The organism is uncultured Mucilaginibacter sp. (genome assembly GCF_903893715.1).
Lineage (GTDB): Bacteria > Bacteroidota > Bacteroidia > Sphingobacteriales > Sphingobacteriaceae > Mucilaginibacter.
Genome location: NZ_CAITNG010000136.1, coordinates 24,595 through 46,163 on the forward strand (window position 1 = coordinate 24,595; position 21,569 = coordinate 46,163).

Below are 21,569 nucleotides of genomic sequence, written 5' to 3' on the forward strand. Positions count from 1 at the left end.
AGTTTTGTTACCCCAAGATAATAAACTTCTCACAATTCACCACTCACCAAATCACTTCAAATACACATAAGTTATCCCATCCCCGCCACGGTCGGCATGCTCGTCTTCCATGCGGTCAACCTCGTTGTATTTTTTCAGGTATTCGCGTATCAGCTTACGCAAAATGCCGTCGCCCTTGCCGTGGATAATCTTCAGGTTGCCAAAGCCCATCATAATGGCCTTGTCCAGGTATTTTTCGATTTCGTACAAAGCTTCTTCACCGCGCTTGCCCCGCACGTCTATCTCCGGACTAAAATTCGCCATCGAATCCGTCTGCGCACTGTACGACCGGCGCACGTCTTTTGGCACTTCCTTCTTGCTTATTTTATGTACCCTGTTCTTCTTGGCCACCGTCCGCAAATCACCAATGGCGATGATGAGATTGTCCCGCGCAATTTCCATTACCTGTCCGCTGGTTTCGCTGTCGTTCAGTTTCACCCAATCGCCAATTTTTATTTCATCGGGCGCGGCCTTGGAGGCCACCGGTTTCACCGTGTTTTTAACCAGCTCGCTATTCAGCTTTTCGCGAAGGTTTTTGGTAACGTCTTTATCCGCCTGCGCGCTCTTTATCTCCGATATCGTATTCTCCACCAGCTTGTTCGCGTTCAGGATAATGTTTTTGGCCTCCTGTTTGGCCTCGCTGATGAGCGTGCGTTTATTCTCATCGTAATAAGCCTTCAGTTTCTCATTCTCTTCTAAAAGCGTCTTTACCTGCCTTTGTTGTTTTTCGAGCGCTATTTTCGAGTCGTACAGTTCTTTTTTTTCACGCTCCAGGTCAACCAGCAGCGTATCCACCTTTTTTTGGCTAAAGCCGATTTTGTTCTTGGCCAAATTCAGTACATTTTGCGGCAGACCGATCTTCTGCGCTATCTCAAAGGCATAACTGCTGCCCGGTTTGCCCACTTCCAACACGTACAAAGGCTGCATCTGCACATTATCAAACAGCATCGAAGCGTTTTGCAAGCCTTCGGTACTGCCCGCAAACAGCTTCAGGTTGCTATAGTGGGTGGTAACCATACCCTTCACCTTTTTATGGTTCAACGATTCGAGCACCGCCTCGGCAATAGGACCGCCAAACTGCGGGTCGGTACCCGTCCCAAATTCGTCAATCAAAATTAGGGTCTTGCCGTTGGCGTTCTCCACAAAATTTTTCATTTTGCTTAGGTGGGCGCTGTAGGTACTCAGGTCACTCTCTATCGACTGGTCATCACCAATATCCACAAATATCTGCCTGAAGGTGCCCACCTCGCTCGCTTCCGAAGCCGGTATCAGCAAACCCGCCTGTACCATCATCTGCAACAGACCCACGGTCTTCATACAAACCGATTTACCCCCAGCGTTAGGCCCCGATACCACAATCACACGGTCAACCTCGTCAATTTTCACATTCAGCGGCACTACGGTTTTATGTTCCTTTTTAAAACTCAACATTAACAGCGGGTGCCTGGCATTCACTAATTTCATTTTCGCATCGTTGCTGGTGATGGGCATCTCCGCGTCAATATCAATGGCAAATAAAGCCTTGGCCCTCACAAAATCCAGTTTGGTCAACAAACTATGGTACGATAATAAAAGCGGCACATAAGGCCTCAATTCGTCGGTCAGCGCGGTCAGTATCTTGATGATCTCGCGCCTGCGTTCAAATTCCAGGTCGCGTATCTTGTTGTTCAGGGTAAAAACCTCCTCAGGCTCCATGTACACCGTTTGGCCTGATGATGATTCATCATGTATAAAGCCTTTCAGCTTCCGTTTATTCTCCGCTAAAACAGGTATACACAAGCGCCCGTCGCGAATGGTCAAACTGCCATCCGCCGTCCACCCGTTTGCTGTAGCGTTTTTAAATATCTGGTCAATTTTACGCCTGGCTTCCTGCTCAGCCTTGGCTATGCCGCCGGTAATGTCCATCAACTCGCGGCTTGCGTTTGGCCTGATATGCCCTTTGGCATCTATCACCCGGTCGATGTGTTTCAATATCACTTTCTCAATCGGCAAATGCTCAAACAAGGCTTCCAGGTTTGGGTATTGCCCCTCACGCTCATTGAAATAACCAATCACCGCGAAAACCGTCAGCAGCGATGCCTGCACCTGGAAAAACTCCTCTTCGCTCAAAAAAACGCCCTCAACTTTTGCTTTGTTAGCCAGTGTTTTAATATCGAAGAAATGGTGTATCGGCAGCGGCGCGTCGTTTTTCAGGATGTTTTTAAACTCGTTGGCCTGGTTTAAAAACTTTAATATCAGGTCGTGGTTGTGCATCACCTGTATCCTGTCCACCATTTGCTGGCCCATTATACTCAGGCAATGTTTTTTTATTAGTTCTTTTACCTCGGTAAAGCCAAGCTTATCAACGCTATTAATTGGGTACAGCATTCGGTGGGGTTTGTATGGGTTTTACCTTGGCGTGATGCTTCTTCTTTTTCTTGGCGTGTTTTAACGAGTCCGTTTTCGAGATGATTTCCATACCTTTTTTGGCGGCCAACTTAAATTGCACCGCTTTTATCGAATCAGCCTTCTTTTTCTCCAAAGCCTGCGCCTTGTTTATGGAGTCCGCAATCTGCAGCGTGGTTTTTTGCGAAGCTTTAGGTGCTACCACAGGTTTTACCGCTTTGGTTTTGGCAGCCTGTAATGAGTCGAGCGTTTTGGTAACCGAAAAATAAATACGCGTCATTAAATCGGGGCGCGTGGTATAAAATTTCATGCTCTCTTTAAACTGCGTGGTATCGGTATGGTGCAATTTAAAAACAGCCAAATATAGCCCTAAACCATGCTTGGCCAGGGTATCGGGTACCGGTGGCAGGTTATATAAACTGCCATCAACCAAATGGATATCAGTCAGCAACGAAGCCATCTGTGGTTCGTCGATGATGCCTTTAGGGATGCCTTTATCGTCACTACAACCACATAAAAACACCGATACACAAAAAAACAAGACCAAATAAAAACGCATTCTGTAATTTAGCACCATTTAAAAGGTAAAATTACGCATTAATGAGTATTGCAGATAATATAAAAAATTTAAAAGCCGAAATAGAGCGCTTAAATGTGCGGCTGGTAGCGGTATCGAAAACCAAACCTGTCGAAGATATCGAGGAAGCCTACGCCGCCGGTCAGCGCGTTTTTGGCGAAAACATGGTGCAGGAAATGGCAGAGAAATACGAAAAACTCCCCAAAGACATCCAATGGCACCAGATAGGCCACCTGCAAACCAACAAGGTAAAGTATATCGCCCCGTTTGTCAGCCTGATCGAATCAGTTGATAGCCTGAAACTTTTGCAGGAAATAAACAAACAGGCGCTAAAACACAACCGCGTTATCGACTGCCTGCTCCAGGTGTATATCGCCGACGAGGAAACCAAATTCGGCTTATCCTTCGATGAAGTGATCGGGTTATTGCGTGCCGAAGGGTTTACCGAAATGAAAAACGTCCGCATCGTCGGCCTCATGGGCATCGCCACCAATACCGAAAGCGAAAAGCAGATAAAAAATGAGTTTTACGAACTGAAAACATTTTTCAGCGGTATCAAACAAAGTTTTTTCCGTAAAGAAGCCAGCTTCAGGGAATTGTCCATGGGCATGTCGTCCGATTATAAAATAGCCATCGAAGAAGGGAGTACTATGGTACGCCTGGGCAGTAACATCTTCGGGCAGCGCGTCATCAAACATTACAAAAATCAGGAATAATATGCAGGTGGAATTAAGGGTAGCCCGGGTTGAAGATTGCCCGCGCCTGTTGGAATTGATAAACGAATTAGCACTGTTCGAAAAAGCGCCCGAAGAAGTGGACGTAACCCTCGCCGAGTTTGAGGATGCCGGTTTTGGCGCCAAACCCGTCTGGAAAGCCTTTGTTGCCGAAGTGGACGGCTTAATAGCCGGTTTCGCGCTGTATTATGTACGCTACTCCACCTGGAAAGGCCGCCGCATTTACCTCGAAGACCTGATCGTAACCGAAAGCATGCGCGGCAAAGGCCTGGGCAAACTCTTGTTCGATAGGGTAGTGCAGGAAGCGCAGGAACTCAACTTTAACGGCATGACCTGGCAGGTGCTCGACTGGAACCAACCCGCCATCGACTTTTATAAAAAATACGGAGCAGGCATCGAGGCTGGCTGGCTAAACGGTTCGCTGTCGCGCGAGCAGATATTTACTAAATAAACATTAATGCAGGTATTCAAATTTGGGGGCGCATCGGTAAAGGATGCGGCCGGTATCATCAACTTATCCGAAATCGTCCGTAAACATCAGCATGAGCAATTGCTCGTCGTGATTTCGGCCATGGGCAAAACCACCAACGCGCTCGAAAAGCTCACCCGCGCCTACGTGGAGCAAAGCGATGACATGCAAGCAGCATTCGAAGAGATAAAAACCTATCATTACGATATACTCAGCAAACTTTTCGCCGAAAACGATAAGGTTTTTGAAGAAGTGAACAACACTTTCGTGGAGATAGAATGGATGATAGAGGACGAACCACATGATGATTTTGATTTTATATACGACCAGATCGTTTCCATCGGCGAGCTGGTTTCCACCAAAATCGTGAACGCCTACCTCAACAAAAGCGGCATTAAAAGCACCTGGATCGATGTGCGCGGCTATATCCATACCGATAACACCTACCGCGAAGGCATAGTAGATTGGGATAAAACCTGCGCCAGCATCCAACAGGATGTACCCAAACTATTGGAAAAAGGCGTGGCGGTTACCCCCGGTTTCCTTGGCGGGACATCCGAGAACTTTACCACTACCCTTGGCCGCGAAGGGTCCGATTATACCGCCTCCATTTTCGCGTCATGTTTACAGGCCGAAGCCGTAACCATCTGGAAAGATGTACCCGGCGTGCTCAATGCCGACCCGAAGCTATTCCCCGATACCGTAAAATACGACGAACTATCTTACGCCGAAGCCATCGAAATGACGTATTACGGCGCCAGCGTGATACATCCCAAAACTATCAAACCCCTGCAAAACGCGCATATTCCTTTGCTGGTAAAACCCTTTTTACAACCCGAGGAACCCGGCACCGTCATCCGCGAAACAGGCTTTATCGAGTTCAATACGCCGGTCATTATCGTAAAACCTAACCAGGTTTTGTTGTCGGTTTCCACTAAAGATTATTCCTTTATTACCGAAAACCATTTAGCCGATATTTTCAAACTCTTCGCGCAAAGCCATATCAAGGTGAACCTGATGCAAAACTCGGCCATGAGCTTTACCCTTTGCTTCGATTATGATGAGCAACGCTTTGAAAAACTCTTTGCTGCTTTGAAAATAGATTTTAAAGTAAAATACAATACCGGCCTCATGCTGTTAACGGTAAGGCACTACAAACCCGAAACGGTAAAGCAGCTCACCGCCGGCAAAACCATCCTGCTCGAACAACAAAGCCGCAATACGGTGCAGGTGGTGGTAAAGTAGCAAGTGGCAAATGTTGAATCGACAGGCTTAGTGTCTTTGTGCCTTCGTGGCAAAATTAATTTACTTTATTCGGGGCGCTAAAAGCCACATACAAAAAACAGAACGCATAAAGACCATAAATAGCGAATGCTACCCAAAGCAAAGGCATTCCCGTGGTATGGCTCGCAGCCTTTATCAACGCCATGGCACCAATAAAAAAGTGCATTCCGTTCCCCATCGAAATGGGTTTGGCAAAAATGCCGCCTATCAATGCTCCTTTGGCCATCCAGTTCAGCATCGCAAAGCCCAGGTACAAGGCACCCATCAATTGCAGTGCTACTTTGCTCATTACATCAGGTGCAAGGCTCAAGGCCCTCAATATATCCTCGGGCGCAAAGGATAGTGCCAGCCCAACCAATCCCATCGCAATGGCGCTCGATGCCATCAATAGTTTTGTATTCATCATTTTAAAATTTGATTCTAATCACACTGCGGCGTTTTATCCAAAATGTGGTTTTGTTTGGTTTATATTTGATATATGAAAGCCAAATATATCATTAAAGATGTTGTACTCATCGCTTTTGGTATCCTTTCTGCCGGCATGGGTATCAAGGGCTTTTTGCTCTCTACACACTTTATCGATGGTGGTGTTACCGGCATATCCATGTTGCTGGCCAATATCACCAATATATCAACGTCGGTGTTCATATTCGTCATCAACATACCTTTTGTTATTTTGGGTTACAATAAACTGGGTACACGCTTCGCCATAAAAAGCGCCTTGGCTATCACCGGCTTGTCGTTATGTATTGCCTTTATCCATTATCCCGATGTTACGCACGATAAACTCCTCACTGCCGTTTTCGGTGGTTTTTTTATTGGCGTGGGCATTGGTCTGGCCATGCGGGGTGGCGCCGTGCTGGATGGTACCGAAATAGCCGCTTTGCTCGTCAGCAAAAAAACACATATCCTAAAAGTAAGCGATTTCATCTTATTACTCAACGTTTTTATATTTGGCGCAGCCTTGTTCTTTTTAGGGGTCGAACCGGCATTGTATTCCATTTTAACTTACCTGGCGGCTTCGCAAATGGTCGATTTTATTTTGAATGGTATTGAGCAGTATACCGGTATCACCATAGTATCGGTAAAAAGCGAAGAAATTCGCGTAGCCATCATCGAGACCTTGGGCCGTGGCGTTACGATATACGAGGGCAAAAGCGGTTATGGTAAGGATGGACTTATCAACGAACCCCGCGATATCATTTTTACCGTTGCTACCCGTTTGGAGATACCTGCCCTAAAAAATATCATCCTCCGCACCGACCCCAAAGCGTTTATCGTGCAGCAAAGTATTGAGGATACCACCGGAGGGCTGCTAAAACGCAAAGCATTACATTAATTTGCTGCCTTTATCAATTGGGCAACGCTCGCCATTTGCGCGTCGGTCAATAAAACATCGGGATGTAGCACATTGTCATTGTTTTTTCCGGCTGGTCTTATCCATTCCTTCACACCAAAACGCAGGCTTATTTTGGTATTGGGCAAGGTGGTGTTATAAAGCTCGCCGAAACCATTTGGGTGCCCGTTTTCGGGGGTTTGGCCGATAATCTTTGCAATATGATTATCTTTAATCGTTGTGGCGAAAAGGATGGCGCTTGAAAAAGTTGCCGCTCCAACTACTATTACTGTTTTACCTTTGAAGCGGTTCAAATGTGATAGTTGTGGCATCACTGTGTCCGACTTGAAGTGTAATACTTCGCCGTCAGCTGCTTTACTATAAGCTGCGCTACTAAAACCCCAAGAAGTTAAGAGTTTTAGATATTCTTCGCTTTTTTTCCAAGTAGATTGGTAGCCCAAATATGGTTTACCATATATATGGCCTATAATATGATCCCCTATTGCCGAACTTCCACCTAAATTTTTGCTTACGTCTATGACTAATGTTTTTATACCATCAACTTGTATTTGTTTAAAAATATGATCTATTTTCAAGTGTAGCGAATCTAAGGAAAATCGCCCTTTAGCTTTCGCATCGAATGAGCAGGCATTGATATAACCAATATCACCATACCGCTGGTATATCAGCCTTTCGGGGCAGTCGCCACCGGTTTGCTGTCCGTTCAAAAAGTCGTTCCAAACCATTAGTGTTGTTCCCTTTACCGGGATGGTTTTCCCTTTGCCGGTTTTTATATTAAAAACATCGCCAACTTCCGGATTGGCCCATGCAAACAGATAGCCAAACCGTTTAAGCGCGTTGGCATCACGCTGGTTGGCAAAACCAGTGCTGCATAAAGCGCAATTGCGTAGCCAGGTTTCAATAGGCACATTGTTAATGGATACCACTTGTTCGCCCGGTGCTAAACTACTGCCAGCCAAAACCTTGTCGACACTATATCCGTTCTTCGTTTTCACCAGACTGAACGGGGGGTAGATGGTGCCATTCAAATAGGCATCGGGCAATAACTCTTTTTTTAGGCTGATATCCGAGTGTTCGTCAGCCAGATGGGCTATAACAGGTTTTACCAATTTCAAAAAGCCGGCAGAGGTGACCGGCCCGGTAAGTTGATGCTCAATGCTGTCAAAAAGCTGGTCGTATTGTGCTTTTGAGAGCTCGGTATAAGGATAAGCGTGCACGCTATACACGTGCTGCTTTAAAAAAGCAAGGTCCTGTTTCAATTGTTCCGGCGAATATTTCATCGCCGCCTGCCCGTAACAAATGGCCATGCTAAACAGGCCAAACACAAAAAGTAATGTTCTTTTCATTTAAAACAATATCAGTTAATTATGTCATCATAAGATGCGAAAAATAACCAAATGTTGCATTTATTCGTGTCCCGCCAAAGCTTTGATATCCTTTACTTCCAATACATGTTTGTCGTATCCATACAAAGCTGCGTTTATCATGGCTGTAGCCAGCGCCCGCAGTGTGCTCATATGGGTAGGAAAGATGCCTTTTAACAAAGGGTACAACCACGTTACATATTTATAAAACTTTACCAGGTTATGCTGCCCCGGTGTTGGGTGCATATATCCCGGGCGGAAATTATAAACAGCCTTAAATGGCATCCTGCCCAGGTCGTTTTCGGTTTTGCCTTTAACCCGTGCCCACATGCTCTTGCCCTTTTCGGTGCTGTCGGTATACGCTCCCGATACATACTCAAATACCATATCCGGGTTCAGCTTCAACAGCGTTTTAGCCACGTTGGTGGTGAGGGTATAGGTTGTTTTAAAATACTCGGGCTCTTTCATCCCGACTGACGATATACCCGCGCAAAAAAAGCAGGCATTGTATCCAATCAGTTCATTTTCGATGGGCGACAGGTCGAATAAATCGGCACGGACAATTTCTTTCAGTTTGGGATCGGTCCTGCCATTGGGCTTGCGGCCAATCACCAAAACCGATTTTACCTGCGGATGTTCCAAACATTCCATCAAAACCCCTTCGCCTACCATACCTGTAGCGCCGGTAATAACCACGTTTAAAAATTTATCTGTACCCATACATCAAATTTAGTTTTAATTTGCACAATAAATGGAAACACCAAATAGCCTTCAACTATTTTGGCATGGATTTTTCATAATGGAAAAACAAGGCTGTGAATATTCAGTTTTTCTTTATTAATTTATATAAGCGCTAAACACATGCAATCCACGGTTCTGATTATCGACGATGAAAAAAAATTATGCAGCCTTTTGGCACGTATTATCGAGCTGGAAGGATACAGGGTTTTTCAGGCCAATACCGGTAAAGAAGGCTTAAAGATATTGGCTCAGGAAGATGTGCATGTGGTGATAAGCGATGTAAAACTGCCCGACATAAACGGCGTTGAACTGGTAAAGCAGATAAAAGACAAAAAGCCCTACGTCGAAGTAATAAATCTCACTGCATTTGGTACCATACAGGATGGCGTGTTATCCATCAAAAACGGCGCGTTCGACTATATCACCAAAGGCGACGATAACGACAAGATATTGCCTATGTTGAGCAAGGCGATGGACAAAGCCTACCTGCAATTGCGTGTTTTTAGGTTGCAAAACAAAATAACAAGGCAACACGGTTTCGATTCCATCATAGGGCATTCAAAAGCCATACTGGCAGCTGTCGAACTATCCAAAAAGGTTTCGGTAACCGATACCACCGTACTACTTTTAGGCGAAACCGGCACCGGTAAAGAGGTTTTTGCCCAAGCTATACATTATAACAGCCATCGTAAAGAACAAAATTTTGTAGCGGTAAACTGCAGCGCATTTGGCAAAGAAATATTGGAGAGCGAACTTTTTGGCCATAAAGCCGGGGCATTTACAGGCGCCATAAAAGACAAGCGCGGCCTGTTTGAAGAAGCCGACGGTGGTACCTTGTTTTTGGACGAGATAGGGGAGATGAACATCGACCTCCAGGCCAAAATCCTGCGTGTATTGGAGTATGGCGAGTTTATAAAAGTTGGCGATACCAAAACCAATAAGGTAAATGTGCGCATCATAGCGGCCACTAACCGCAATTTGGAAGACGAGATAGAAAAAGGCCACTTCCGCGAAGATTTGTTTTACCGTTTGTCGGTGTTCCAAATTACACTACCATCGTTAAACGACCGCAAAGACGACATAGGCTTGTTGGCTAAACATTACCTAAAGGAATTTGCCGATAAAACCAACCAATCCATCACCGAAATTGAGCCTGACTTTATAAAACACCTTGAACACCATAAATGGAAAGGTAACGTGCGCGAACTGAAGAACATCATCGAACGCTCGGTTATTATGTGCGAAGGGCCAAAACTCACTTCCGACCTTTTGCCGCTCGACTTTTTGTTCGAGCAAAAGTCGGCTACCACTACTTTCGAGCTGTCCGCAGTCGAGAAAAACCACATCCACAAAATTCTGCACTATACCCACGGCAACAAAACCGAAGCCGCACGGTTGTTGAACATCGGGCTGACAACTTTATATCGAAAAATCGACGAGTACCACCTTAATTAAGCTCCTAAAAAATCGTAATAAACCCTACCATTTTGAAAAACACCCTGCCATTTTGGTAGGACTTGTCTTTTATTGTAAAAAAACACCCTATCATTTTGATAATTATTCTGATTTTTACAAAATAATCCTACTTTTGTTAGTGAAATGTCATAAAAAAAGCGGCATGTTTAATAAAAATTCTCTTTTTTTGATCCATTACCGAAATAATTTTACTCAACAGGCCTGTTTTTCCTCACCAATCGCAACCCCTTCATTTAATTTATGAACGCACATATCAGAAAACTCTCAATCGCAGGGATGTTGGTTACCCTCGGTATCATATTTGGCGATATCGGTACCTCACCCTTGTATGTTTTTCAAACCCTGTTAGTAGAGGGTGGTAAAGTTGACACCCAATTGGTTTTAGGGTCAATTTCCTGTATTTTTTGGACACTCACCCTGCAAACCACCTTCAAGTATATCGTTATCACCCTTCAAGCCGATAACAACGGCGAAGGTGGGATATTTTCGTTATACGCCTTGGTACGCCGTTATGGTAAATGGCTGGCTATTCCTGCTATCATCGGGGCCGGTACTTTATTGGCCGATGGCATCATTACCCCACCCATTTCGGTTACATCGGCTATCGAAGGGTTGAATCTGGTGCCCGCGTTTGCAAAAACTATTGTGCCCGGCAACGCGCTCGTGTTGTTTATCGTAATCGCTATCATGTTACTGTTGTTTTTCTTTCAACAGTTTGGTACCAATGTGGTGGGTTCCGCTTTTGGCCCGGTGATGTTGATATGGTTTGTGATGTTGGGCGTATTGGGCTTTTCACAAATAATTCATTATCCCGAAATTTTCAAGGCGCTTAATCCTTATTACGGCATGCGTTTGCTGATTGATCATCCGAGAGGGTTTTGGCTACTTGGCGCGGTCTTCTTGTGTACCACGGGTGCCGAGGCACTGTATTCCGACTTAGGCCATTGCGGCCGTAAAAATATCCAGGTAAGCTGGATATTTGTAAAAATAACTTTGCTGTTAAACTACCTTGGCCAGGGCGCTTGGGTATTGACACAGGCACCGGGTAAGAATTTCGGCGGTGTAAACCCGTTTTTCGAAATCGTACCCCATGCGTTCCTGATACCAAGTATCGCCATCGCAACCATGGCCACTATTATAGCCAGTCAGGCACTCATCAGCGGGTCGTTCACGCTCATCAGCGAAGCCGTGAGCATGAACTTCTGGCCGCGTATTACTATCAAATTCCCCTCAAATATCCGCGGGCAAATATATATTCCCAGCATTAACTGGATATTGTGTTTCGGCTGTATCATGGTGTCGTTGTATTTCCGCACATCCGAGGCAATGACCGCCGCCTATGGTTTTTCCATCACCATCGCCATGCTAATGACTACCATCCTGATGTCGTACTTTATGCGGTATGTTAAACATTGGCCGTTATGGGTAGTCGTATTGATTTTATGCGTGTTCCTGACAGTTGAATCTGCTTTCTTTGTAGCCAACGCGGTTAAAATCCTTAAAAGGTTGTTCTTCCTGGTGTTTGAGTTTGGTTTGATATTTACCATGTACATTTGGTACAGGGCGCGCAAAATCAACAACCGCTTCCTGCATTTTGTCGACTTGAAGGACCAGATACCAATCTTAAATGCCCTGAGCAACGATACATCGATACCCAAATATTCAACCCACCTCATCTATCTCACCAAGGCAAATAACGCTAAGCAGATAGAACAAAAGATCATGTACTCCATCATGAGCCGGAGCCCCAAACGCGCCGATACCTATTGGTTTGTCCACATTGAGCGCACCGATGAGCCCTATACCATGGAGTACAGTATCGACCAGGTTGAGCCGGGCAAGGTAATCAGGATTGAGTTCCGTTTAGGTTTCAGGATACAACCAAAAGTAAATGTGTTGTTCCGTAAAGTGGTCGAAGAAATGGTTGCCCGCAACGAGGTCGATATCACCAGCAAATATCCGTCGTTAAACCAATACAAAGTGGCCGCCGACTTTAGCTTTGTCATCATGGAGAAATTCCTATCCTACAATAACCTGTTCAGCGTTTCCGAAGGGTTTATTTTACGGAGTTATTTTGCCATTAAAAAAATGGCGCAGTCCGAAGCTAAAGCATTTGGCCTCGATACCAGCGATACCAAGATTGAAAAAATACCACTGGTTGTTAAACCGGTTAATAATATCTCGCTCACAAGGGTCGAAACAAATCCTCACGAGTTCACTCATCAGTAGTTTTAACAAAAAACTTAACCCACCTATAATGACAAGACCCTACCGTTTCGGTAGGGTTTTTTTGTTTGCTCTGTTTTCTATTATTCATTCTGTTTTTTATAAATAATTGATTTTTAATTATTTATAAGATGGAAAAGCTTTGTGGCATTGCGTTGGCAAGGTGCGGGATAAATAATGATTAACATGAATATCAATACACTATTACAGGTTCGGTCGAACCAAACTAAGGTGACTAACAACATTTCTTTTAATATCTACTGTCATATAAGCAACTAACTTTTAACCTCAACTTTAATAAGCAATTCATCTTCAAGTTCTTACAAAATCAAAAAACATGGACACAATACTCACAATCTCGTACGTGCTATGCTTCATAGTCGTATTCTGGGTCTTTTTCAAAACAGTTAACTACTTCGAAAACATTTAAACATCATGATCGCATTATTCATTGTTGCCATCGCCGTGTTTGTATACATGGTTTATGTGCTTTTAAAACCCGAAAAATTCTAACCCTTAAAAATCAAACACTATGAACACAGAATACGCAGGTATTATTTTTATGTACCTGGCAACAGTTGCCCTCGCTATTCCATTGGGTAAATACATTGCCAAAGTATTTAACGGCGAGAAAACCTGGCTCGACTTTATGGCGCCCTTAGAACGTCTCATCTTCCGCTTTAGCGGCATCGACACCAAAAAGGAAATGAATTGGAAACAACACTTGTTCGCGTTGCTTTCGGTTAATGTGCTTTGGTTGTTTTATGCTTTCTTCTGTCTATTGTTTCAGGCGCATTTGCCGCTCAACCCTGATGGCAACCCTAACCAAACACCCGATTTGGCCTTTAACACCGCGCTCAGCTTTGTAACCAACACTAACCTGCAGGATTACTCGGGCGAGAGTGGCGCTACATACTACACACAATTATTTGTGTTTATGTTTTTGCACTTTGTGAGTGCTGCTACCGGTGTTGCTGCCATGATGGTGGTATTTAAAGCCATGAAAGACAAGGTTACCGACAAGCTCGGCAACTTTTGGGATTATTTGGTAAAAGCCATCACCCGATTGTTTTTGCCTTTAAGCTTTGTTGTGGCCGTAATATTAGCTTTTAACGGTACACCAACCAGCTATAAAGGTAAAGATACCGTAATAGGCCTGCAAGGCGATACTATCCATGTTTCGCGTGGCCCTGCCGCCGGTATGATAGCTATTAAGCAAACCGGTACCAATGGTGGTGGTTGGTTTGGTGCAAACTCAGCACACCCGCTCGAAAACCCCAACTATGTAACCAACATGGCCGAAAATATGAGTATCATGATTATCTCTATTTCATTGGTATTCGCATTGGGCTACTACCTCAATAAAAAGAAACTGTCTTGGGTTATTTTTGGTGTGATGACGGTAGGCTTCCTCATTATGGTCTTTCCATCCGTTACGGCCGAGGTAAATGGCAGCCCGTACCTGCATCAGTTGGGCATTAGCCAAACCACCGGTGCCATGGAAGGCAAGGAGGTTCGGTTTGGGCCTGCAGCATCCGCCTATTGGGGTATCAACACAACAGTCACCTCAAACGGTTCGGTAAATGCTATGCACGATAGCATGATGCCGGTATCGGGTATGGCCCAAATGTTCGATATGATGGTGAACTGTTTTTACGGTGGCGTTGGGGTAGGTTTCCTCAACTTCTACATCTTCATCATCATTGCCGTCTTTATTTCAGGCTTGATGGTTGGTCGTACGCCCGAGTTTATGGGTCGTAAAATAGAGGCCCGCGAAATGAAGATCGCGTCGCTCATTGCTTTGCTACACCCCTTCATCATTTTGGTAGGCACCGCTTTGGCAGCCTATATGTTGGTTCATTTCCCTAATGCCAATTGGGCAACAAAACCATCGGCATGGCTAAATAACCCCGGTTTCCACGGCTTTACCGAAATGTTGTATCAGTTTACATCATCGGCAGCCAATAATGGTTCGGGTTATGCAGGCTTAACAGCCAACAATATCTTCTGGAACGTAAGTACAGGTATGGTAATTTTTGTTGGTCGGTTCTTCCCAATCATTGGCCCCTTGGCCATTGCAGGCTTATTGGCCAACAAAAAATTCATTCCCGAATCTGCAGGTACTTTAAAAAGCGATAGCACAACATTTGGTATCATGATATTTTCTGTCATCATCATCGTTGCAGCTTTATCGTTCTTCCCTGCATTGGCTTTAGGCCCAATTGCCGAACATGTTTCAATTAAATAATCAGCACTAAGAAAATGAAATCAACTCAAAATACATTATTTCAGGGCGATCAGGTAAAAGAGGCTTTAAAGCAGTCTTTTATTAAGCTCGACCCACGCATACTGGTACGTAACCCCGTAATGTTTACGGTGGAAATTGTTACTGTGGTCATGCTCTTTGTAACCATCTATTCTTTCTCGCACACCGGGCAAGGTAACTTTGGTTACAATGTAACTGTTTTCATCATTCTGTTTTTAACCGTATTGTTCGCCAACTTTGCCGAAGGTATAGCCGAGGCACGTGGTAAGGCCCAGGCCGAAAGCTTGCGCAAGGCACGTGAAGAAACACCTGCCCGTTTGCTGGTAGGTGGCAAGGAACAAATAGTGATGTCGTCGCAACTCAAAAAAGGTGACGTGTTCATTTGCGAAACAGGCGATAACATCCCTACCGATGGCGAAATTATCGAAGGTATCGCTACCATCGACGAATCTGCCATCACAGGCGAGTCGGCTCCGGTTATCCGCGAGTCGGGTGGCGATAAGTCGTCTGTTACAGGTGGTACCAAAGTATTGTCCGACAGGATAAAAGTGATTGTAACTACCCAGCCGGGCGAAAGCTTCCTGGATAAAATGATTGCTTTGGTGGAAGGTGCATCGCGCCAAAAAACACCAAACGAAATTGCATTGACTATTTTGTTGGCCGGCTTTACGCTCATATTCGTCATCGTTTGCGTTACCCTGCAACCTTTTGCCGAATATGCCAACACTCCGATAACTATAGCGGCGTTCATATCGCTATTTGTTTGTTTGATCCCCACAACTATCGGTGGCCTTTTATCGGCCATCGGTATTGCGGGTATGGACCGCGCGCTGCGTGCCAACGTGATTACCAAATCGGGTAAGGCGGTTGAAACCGCAGGCGACTTGGATACGTTGTTGCTGGATAAAACCGGTACCATTACAATTGGTAACCGTAAGGCCACCAATTTTTATCCTGCCGATGGTGTGGAAGAGGCTGCCTTTATCAAAGCTTGTATTTTAAGCTCATTGGCCGATGAAACACCCGAAGGTAAATCGATAGTGGAACTGGCCGAGCAGGCAAAAGGTATGGCTTCGGTTAAGGCTCCTGCCGATTCTGTGTTCATTAAGTTTACTGCCGAAACACGCTCAAGCGGCCTGGATACCCCTAATGGTTTGCGTATCCGCAAAGGCGCGTTCGACTCTATCCGTAACATCGCAACAAAAGCGGGCAATGTTTTCCCTGCCGAAACTGAAGAGCAGGTGCGCATCATCTCGTCAAAAGGCGGTACACCGCTGGTAGTTTCTGAAAATGAACAGATTTTGGGTGTGATAGAACTGCAAGACATCATTAAACCCGGTATATCCGAACGTTTTGAACGCCTGCGCAAAATGGGTGTTAAAACCGTAATGGTAACCGGCGATAACCCGCTGACTGCTAAATTTATTGCAGAAAAAGCCGGTGTGGATGATTTTATTGCCGAGGCTAAGCCCGAAGATAAAATGAACTACATCAAAAAAGAACAACAAGGCGGTAAACTGGTAGCCATGATGGGCGACGGTACAAACGATGCCCCTGCCTTAGCGCAAGCTGATGTTGGCGTGGCCATGAACAGTGGTACACAAGCCGCCAAAGAAGCCGGTAACATGGTGGATCTGGATAACGACCCAACCAAGCTGATTGAGATTGTGGAAATAGGCAAGCAATTGCTGATGACCCGCGGTACATTGACCACCTTCTCCATAGCCAACGATGTGGCGAAGTACTTCGCTATCGTTCCGGCATTGTTCATGGTATCCATACCTGCCCTAAAAGCATTGAACATTATGGACCTGCACAGCCCGCAATCGGCTATCCTCTCGGCGGTAATATTTAACGCCATCATTATCCCGTTGCTGATACCGTTGGCATTAAGGGGTGTAGAGTATAAACCAATTGGTGCCAGCGCGCTGTTGCGCCGCAACTTGTTTATTTATGGTTTGGGCGGTGTTATTATCCCTTTCATTGGTATCAAACTGATTGACTTGCTGGTTGGGACTTTAATATAATTTAAAATCTAATCCCGATAGCTATCGGGACTAAAAACTGAATAGAAATGAAAACTTACTTATTGCCTTCAATTAAGATCACCATTATCCTGTTAGTCATACTATCAGGCCTGTATCCCCTCGCAATAGCTGCTATAGGCAAATTAACGCCTGGCGGCGGCGATGGTGTAACTGTTACCCTTAACGGCAAAGTGGTGGGCTATGCCAATATTGGCCAAAAGTTTACCAAAGACAAGTATTTTTGGGGCCGCCCTTCGGCTGCCGATTATAAGGCCGATGCGGGCGCGGGTTCGAACAAAGGTCCGTCAAATGCTGATTATTTAAAAGATGTTAAAGCAAAGATCGACACCTTTTTAAAACACAATCCTGGCGTTACAACTGCCCAAATACCTTCCGAATTGGTTACCTATTCGGGTAGCGGTTTGGATCCTGATATTTCGCCCGATGGCGCCAGGATACAGGTAGCCCGGGTGGCAAAAGTACGCAACCTGCCTGCCGGCAAAGTTTTGGCTTTGGTAAACCAACATGTTGAGCAACCGTTGTGGGGTTTATTTGGCCCTGCCAAAGTGAATGTATTACAATTAAACGTAGCTTTAGATCAGCTTAAATAAAAGGGTCTTTTACGGCCTGTTAATAGGATGGAAAGTGATAAAGAGCGGTCTGTCGAACATTTTCTCGAACTGATCAAACGGTCAAGGCGCGGAAAGTTCAAAATATACATTGGCATGAGCGCCGGTGTGGGCAAAAGCTACAGAATGTTGCTGGAGGCTCAGGCGCTCCTGCGCAATGGAATCGATGTAAAGATAGGCTATATTGAAACACATAAACGCAAAGAGACCGAAGCTTTATTAGAGGGGTTACCCATCATACCGCGCCGGAAACTGTTTTACAAAGGGAAAGAACTGGAGGAGATGGATCTCAAAGCCATTATCAACAGCCACCCCGAAGTGGTCATTGTCGACGAGTTGGCCCACACCAATATTGAAGGGAGCCCTAACGAAAAACGCTGGCAGGACGTAGTACAAATATTAAATGCCGGTATCAATGTAATAAGCGCCGTAAATATCCAACATCTCGAAAGTTTAAATGAGGAAGTGGAGAAAATTACCGGGGTTGTAATAAAAGAACGTATACCCGATAGCATACTGCAGCTTGCCGACGAGGTGGTAAACATCGACCTGACTGCCGATGAGCTGATAGACCGCCTAAAGGCCGGGAAAATATACGACGAAAAAAAGATACCCCTGGCGTTGGATAACTTTTTTCAAGCCGAGCGGATATTGCAGTTACGCGAATTGGCACTGAAGGAAGTAGCCCATCAGGTTGAGCGTAAAATAGATATCGAAGTACCCAAAAGCGTAAAACTAAGGCCGGAGTTGTTTATGGCATGCATCAGCACCAACGACGAATCGGCTAAGGTGATTATCCGAAAAACTGCGCGACTGGCATCATATTATCGGTCTAAATGGTACGTGTTGTATGTGCAAACCGATAATGAAAGCAGCGATAAAATCAATCTGGCATCGCAAAGGCATTTGATCAATAACTTTAAATTGGCCACGCAGTTGGGCGGCGAACTGCTGAAAGTGAAAAGTAACAACGTTGCCAAAACCATTTGGGAAACCGCCGAAGCAAACAATATTACTACCATTTGCATGGGCAAGCCGCAGTTTAAATTTTACCAGTTGGTTTTAAAAACCGCTGTATTTACACAATTGTTAAAAAAGATGTCGCAAACACATATCGACCTTGTCATACTATCATAACATGAGCATTAAAAATAAACTCCGTGCCGGCATAGGCTTTTTGTTCATACTGGCATTACTGTGTTCGGGCTTTGCTGCGTACTACCTCAACCAATTGTCGAGGGATTCGAAGGCCATATTAAAGGATAATTACGAATCCATCGTCTATATGAAAAATATAGGCCGCGCCATGGATGTTCCCGCTAAAAACTTCGCTGATGAGTTGCGGTTAAAAACTATCGAAGCCAATATCGTAGCCGAAGAACATGACATTACCGAACCCGGCGAAGGGCCGCTCGCTCATTCATTGCACCAATTGTTTGATGAGTACAAACAGGAAGCCAATCCTGAAATCAGTGCTCAGCTAAGCTTGAAAATGAAAGACGCCGTGTATGGCATCATGCAGCTCAACATGAACGCCATACAGGTTAAAGACAAAGTAGCCAATGATACGGCCAATCGTGCCCTCATCATCATCGCGCTTATCGGTTCTTTTTGTTTTTTGATAGGATTTAGCTTTATGGTCAACTTCCCCGGATACATTGCCACTCCGATAAAGGAATTAACGGAAAGCATTATCCAGATTGCCAATAAAAACTATACCAACCGCCTCGTTTTCGATTCGGATGATGAATTTGGCGAATTGGCCGAAGCATTTAACCAAATGGCCGGTAAATTGAGCGATTTTGAACGTAGCAGCCTGGCCGATGTATTGTTTGAAAAGAAACGAATCGAAACCATTATCAACTCCATGCACGATGCGTTGATTGGTTTGGACGACAAACAGACCATCATTTTTGTGAACGAAGTTGCCTGTAACCTGATGGGCCTGGCCCAGGATAAACTGATTGGTCAAAACGCCACTAAAGTGTCCGAGGAAAACGACCTGTTGCGCAATATGTTAGTGAACGACAACAAAAAGATGAAAATATACGCCGATAACCAGGAAAGCTACTTTACCAAAGAAGTGCTCGACGTAACCAACGAAGACAAATTCATCGGTAAGGTGATCATTCTAAAAAATATAACAGAGTTTCAGCAATTGGATGAGGCTAAGACCAATTTTATCGCTACCATTTCGCACGAATTGAAAACACCTATCTCGTCCATCAAAATGAGTTTGAAACTGTTGGAAGACGAAAGAATAGGGAAAGTAAACACCGAGCAGAAATCGTTATTGGAAAACATTAACGACGATACCCGTCGTTTGCTGCAAATTACAGGCGAGTTGTTGGATATGGCACAGGTAGAAACCGGTAAAATACAGCTCAATTTTGGCAGCACCCACCCCAAAAACATTGTGGATTATGCTGTTAAAGCCGTTAAGTTTATTGCCGACCAACGCCATGTAAACATCAAAGTTAAATGTGACGAAAGCCTGCCCAACGTTCGTGCCGATTTGGATAAAACAACCTGGGTATTGATCAACCTGTTATCAAATGCCATTAAATACAGCCGCGAAAATGCAGAGGTTGAATTGTTGGTAAAAAAGAGCAAGGCCGATACCATCGAGTTCTCGGTAAAAGACCACGGCAAAGGCATTGAGCAACAATACCTGTCGCGCATATTCGACCGGTATTTTAAAGTGCCCGGTGCAAGTACCGAGCAAACCGGCACCGGCTTGGGCTTGGCCATTGCCAAAGATTTTATCGAGGCGCAATCAGGCAAAATCAGTGTGGATAGCGAAATGGGCGAGGGGAGCAGGTTTTTCTTCCTGCTGCCGATAAGCTTGAATTAGTCATAAAAAAGCGTCCCGAACTTCTTCGGGACGCATAATTTTTTTTGCTAGTTTACCCTTTTGGGTTTTCGGGGGCTTTGCCTATCAAATCCATAAACTGGTCCAGCTTAGGTGTGATGATGATCTGCGTACGCCTGTTTTGAGCTTTGCCCGCGTCTGTGCTATTATCTGCAACGGGGTTATATTCGCCCCTGCCGCCTGCAGTTAAACGTTTGGGGTCTACGGCAAAATTGTTTTGTAAAGCCTGTGCTACCGACGATGCCCTCAAAGCGCTTAAATCCCAGTTGTTCCTGATGTTGGGCTGCGAAATAGGCACATTGTCGGTATTGCCTTCTATCAGCACATCGTAAGTCGAGTAATCGGTAATGATCTTGGCTATTTTGCTCAATGTTGTACAGGCTTTGTCCGATATTTCATAACTGCCCGATTTGTACAACATATTATCGCTTAGCGAGATATAAACAACGCCTTTCAACACTTTAACATCTACATCCCTCATTTCATCCGCGCTTAACGAGCGGGTAAGGTTTGTAGTCAGTACCATATTTAGCGAGTCGCTTTTGTTTTTTACGTTTACAAGGTGCTGGATGTATTTGTCCGAAGCACTGATCTGGTCGGCCAGTTTCGATATGTTTACATTGCCCTGGCTGTTCCCCGCCAAACATTTGTTCAAAGCGTCCTGCAAAGCATCACGGTTCGATTTTTCCGATGCGATTTGGTCTTCCAAACTTTTAACCCGCTCCCTCGAGCCCGCAAGCTCCTGCTGCGTAACCTGGTAGCTGGTCATCAACTCGGTGTGTTTGGTCTGTAACTGGTCGTAGTTGGTTTGCAGCGCGGCATAATCCTTTTTGCTCACGCAGCTGGTGGCTAAGGCCGCAATGAGGAGTAACGGCAGCAGCTTCATATACTTTTTCATAGTTCGTATGGTTTAGTAATGGGTCATAATTCATTTATAACCTGTCAAACCAACAAACCAAGGTCTTTAAAGTTTAAATTTTTTAAAAAAAATCAAGGCGATGATTTAAAAGAAAACGCCCCCTGAAAAATTCAGGAGGCGAAAAAGCTGGGTAAATGATGGGGCTCGAACCCACGACCCTCGGTACCACAAACCGATGCTCTAACCGACTGAGCTACATCTACC

General features: G+C 44.9%; 18 protein-coding genes and 1 tRNA gene. 12 read left to right on the top strand and 7 right to left on the bottom strand.

Annotated features, from left to right (window positions below; translation table 11 throughout):
- Positions 1 to 51 precede the first annotated feature (51 nt).
- A complete protein-coding gene (locus QZX97_RS15865) occupies positions 52 to 2,406 on the bottom strand; it encodes an endonuclease MutS2 (RefSeq protein WP_295654446.1) in 2,355 nt (784 codons plus the stop codon).
- A complete protein-coding gene (locus QZX97_RS15870) occupies positions 2,390 to 2,983 on the bottom strand; it encodes a DUF4296 domain-containing protein (RefSeq protein WP_295654444.1) in 594 nt (197 codons plus the stop codon). Before QZX97_RS15870 ends, QZX97_RS15865 begins: the two co-directional genes overlap by 17 nt.
- A 41-nt stretch (positions 2,984 to 3,024) precedes the next feature.
- Between QZX97_RS15870 and QZX97_RS15875 the strand changes: the two genes are divergently transcribed.
- Genes QZX97_RS15875 through QZX97_RS15885 form a run of 3 tightly spaced genes read left to right on the top strand, consistent with a single transcriptional unit; the run spans position 3,025 to position 5,449 of the window.
- Entirely contained in the window at positions 3,025 to 3,717 is a 693-nt protein-coding gene (locus tag QZX97_RS15875) for a YggS family pyridoxal phosphate-dependent enzyme (protein ID WP_295654442.1), read from the top strand.
- A gap of 1 nt (position 3,718) precedes the next feature.
- A complete protein-coding gene (locus QZX97_RS15880) occupies positions 3,719 to 4,186 on the top strand; it encodes a GNAT family N-acetyltransferase (RefSeq protein ID WP_295654440.1) in 468 nt (155 codons plus the stop codon).
- Between the two features lie 6 nt (positions 4,187 to 4,192).
- Positions 4,193 to 5,449: an aspartate kinase gene (locus tag QZX97_RS15885; protein ID WP_295654438.1), complete on the top strand. Its 1,257-nt coding sequence runs from the start codon at positions 4,193 to 4,195 to the stop codon at positions 5,447 to 5,449.
- A 55-nt stretch (positions 5,450 to 5,504) separates the two neighbouring features.
- On the opposite strand, the gene QZX97_RS15890 is transcribed toward QZX97_RS15885, so the two are convergent.
- Positions 5,505 to 5,894 (bottom strand): hypothetical protein, encoded by a 390-nt coding sequence (locus QZX97_RS15890; protein ID WP_295664785.1) that lies wholly within the window; start codon positions 5,892 to 5,894, stop codon positions 5,505 to 5,507.
- A gap of 72 nt (positions 5,895 to 5,966) precedes the next feature.
- Here QZX97_RS15890 and QZX97_RS15895 point away from each other — a divergent pair, with 72 nt between their 5' ends.
- On the top strand, positions 5,967 to 6,827 hold the full coding sequence (locus QZX97_RS15895; protein ID WP_295654435.1) for a YitT family protein: 861 nt from the start codon (positions 5,967 to 5,969) through the stop codon (positions 6,825 to 6,827).
- Here QZX97_RS15895 and QZX97_RS15900 read toward each other — a convergent pair.
- Together QZX97_RS15900 and QZX97_RS15905 are read right to left on the bottom strand one after the other, a co-directional pair.
- Positions 6,824 to 8,191, bottom strand: a complete 1,368-nt coding sequence (locus QZX97_RS15900) for a S41 family peptidase (RefSeq protein ID WP_295654433.1) — start codon at positions 8,189 to 8,191, stop codon at positions 6,824 to 6,826. The two genes, QZX97_RS15895 and QZX97_RS15900, sit on opposite strands and share 4 nt — an antisense overlap.
- Before the next feature lie 60 nt (positions 8,192 to 8,251).
- Complete coding sequence (locus QZX97_RS15905) at positions 8,252 to 8,929, bottom strand: NAD-dependent epimerase/dehydratase family protein (protein ID WP_295654431.1); 678 nt, start codon at positions 8,927 to 8,929, stop codon at positions 8,252 to 8,254.
- A gap of 141 nt (positions 8,930 to 9,070) precedes the next feature.
- Here QZX97_RS15905 and QZX97_RS15910 point away from each other — a divergent pair, with 141 nt between their 5' ends.
- The 8 genes from QZX97_RS15910 (at position 9,071) to QZX97_RS15940 (ending at position 20,428) form a co-directional block, all read left to right on the top strand.
- A complete protein-coding gene (locus QZX97_RS15910) occupies positions 9,071 to 10,405 on the top strand; it encodes a sigma-54 dependent transcriptional regulator (protein WP_295654430.1) in 1,335 nt (444 codons plus the stop codon).
- Between the two features lie 261 nt (positions 10,406 to 10,666).
- The gene (locus tag QZX97_RS15915) at positions 10,667 to 12,655 is read left to right on the top strand and encodes a KUP/HAK/KT family potassium transporter (protein WP_295654429.1); all 1,989 of its coding nucleotides are present in this window, start codon (positions 10,667 to 10,669) and stop codon (positions 12,653 to 12,655) included.
- 432 nt (positions 12,656 to 13,087) lie between these two features.
- Positions 13,088 to 13,165 (top strand): K(+)-transporting ATPase subunit F, encoded by a 78-nt coding sequence (gene kdpF / locus QZX97_RS19135; protein WP_076377293.1) that lies wholly within the window; start codon positions 13,088 to 13,090, stop codon positions 13,163 to 13,165.
- Positions 13,166 to 13,184: 19 nt separating this feature from the next.
- Positions 13,185 to 14,900 carry a potassium-transporting ATPase subunit KdpA gene (kdpA, locus tag QZX97_RS15920; RefSeq protein WP_295654428.1) on the top strand — a complete coding sequence of 572 codons (1,716 nt, stop codon included), beginning with the start codon at positions 13,185 to 13,187 and terminating at the stop codon, positions 14,898 to 14,900.
- Positions 14,901 to 14,914: 14 nt separating this feature from the next.
- The gene (gene kdpB, locus QZX97_RS15925) at positions 14,915 to 16,945 is read left to right on the top strand and encodes a potassium-transporting ATPase subunit KdpB (protein ID WP_295654427.1); all 2,031 of its coding nucleotides are present in this window, start codon (positions 14,915 to 14,917) and stop codon (positions 16,943 to 16,945) included.
- Positions 16,946 to 16,992: 47 nt separating this feature from the next.
- Positions 16,993 to 17,556: a K(+)-transporting ATPase subunit C gene (locus QZX97_RS15930; RefSeq protein WP_295654426.1), complete on the top strand. Its 564-nt coding sequence runs from the start codon at positions 16,993 to 16,995 to the stop codon at positions 17,554 to 17,556.
- 27 nt (positions 17,557 to 17,583) lie between these two features.
- Positions 17,584 to 18,711, top strand: coding sequence for a sensor protein KdpD (locus tag QZX97_RS15935; protein WP_295654424.1), 1,128 nt, complete (start codon positions 17,584 to 17,586; stop codon positions 18,709 to 18,711).
- Between the two features lies 1 nt (position 18,712).
- The gene (locus tag QZX97_RS15940; RefSeq protein WP_295654423.1) at positions 18,713 to 20,428 is read left to right on the top strand and encodes an ATP-binding protein; all 1,716 of its coding nucleotides are present in this window, start codon (positions 18,713 to 18,715) and stop codon (positions 20,426 to 20,428) included.
- 52 nt (positions 20,429 to 20,480) lie between these two features.
- Here the strand turns inward: QZX97_RS15940 and QZX97_RS15945 are convergent, their stop codons facing one another.
- Positions 20,481 to 21,344 (bottom strand): OmpA family protein, encoded by an 864-nt coding sequence (locus tag QZX97_RS15945; RefSeq protein WP_295654421.1) that lies wholly within the window; start codon positions 21,342 to 21,344, stop codon positions 20,481 to 20,483.
- A gap of 150 nt (positions 21,345 to 21,494) precedes the next feature.
- A tRNA-His gene (locus tag QZX97_RS15950) sits at positions 21,495 to 21,568 on the bottom strand.
- Position 21,569: the final 1 nt, after the last annotated feature.